Raw genomic sequence first — 1,157 nt, forward strand, 5'->3', positions numbered from 1 at the left:
CGGGTGGTTACGGGAGGTTGCGGGCCATGACGATGCGCTGGACCTGGTTGGTGCCTTCGTAGATCTGGGTGATCTTGGCGTCGCGCATCATGCGCTCGACGGGGTAGTCGCGGGTGTAGCCGTAGCCGCCGAGGAGCTGGACGGCGTCGGTGGTGACCTCCATGGCGACGTCGGAGGCGAAGCACTTGGCGGCGGCGCCGAAGAAGGTGAGGTCGCCGTCGAGGCGCTCGGACTTGGCGGCGGCGGCGTAGGTGAGCTGGCGGGCGGCTTCGAGCTTCATGGCCATGTCGGCGAGCATGAACTGGACGCCCTGGAAGTCGGCGATGGGCTTGCCGAACTGCTTGCGTTCGGTGACGTAGCCCTTGGCGTAGTCGAGGGCGCCCTGGGCGATGCCGATGGCCTGGGCGGCGATGGTGATGCGGGTGTGGTCGAGGGTCTTCATCGCGGTGGCGAAGCCGGTGCCCTCGGCGCCGATCATGCGGTCGGCGGGGATGCGGACGTTGTCGAGGTAGACCTCGCGGGTCGGGGAGCCCTTGATGCCGAGCTTCTTCTCCGGGGCGCCGAAGGAGACGCCCTCGTCGGACTTCTCCACGACGAAGGCGCTGATGCCCTTGGAGCGCTTGTCGGGGTCGGTGACGGCCATCACGGTGTAGTACTCCGAGACGCCGGCGTTGGTGATCCAGCGCTTGACGCCGTTGAGCACCCAGAAGTCGCCGTCGCGCACGGCGCGGGTCTTCATGCCGGCCGCGTCCGAGCCCGCGTCGGGCTCGGACAGGCAGTAGGAGAACATCGCGTCGCCCTTGGCGAGCGGGCCGAGGTACTTGGCCTTGAGCTCCTCGGAGCCGGACAGCATCACGGGCAGCGAGCCCAGCTTGTTGACCGCCGGGATCAGCGAGGAGGAACCGCAGGCGCGGGCGACCTCCTCGATCACGATCACCGTGGCGAGCGCGTCGGCGCCCGCGCCGCCGTAGCTCTCCGGGACGTGGACCGCGTGCAGGTCCGCCGCGACCAGCGCGTCCAGGGCCTCCTGGGGGAACCGCCCCTCCTCGTCCACCGCCGCGGCGAACGGCGCGATCTTCGCCTCCGCCAGCGCACGGACCGACTCACGGAGCATGTCGTGCTCCTCGGACGGGCGATACAGGTCGAAGTCCTTGGCC

The 1,157-nt window shown here is 69.5% G+C and carries 1 protein-coding gene; it reads right to left on the reverse strand.

Going from position 1 to position 1,157, the window contains the following annotated elements; genetic code table 11:
- Nucleotides 1–7: 7 nt before the first annotated feature.
- Nucleotides 8–1,157: acyl-CoA dehydrogenase family protein (locus tag ACH414_RS33835; RefSeq protein ID WP_398944844.1), on the reverse strand; the 1,150-nt coding region annotated here is incomplete at its 5' end.

The organism is Streptomyces sp. NPDC020422, from assembly GCF_044386705.1.
Classification (GTDB): Bacteria; Actinomycetota; Actinomycetes; order Streptomycetales; family Streptomycetaceae; genus Streptomyces.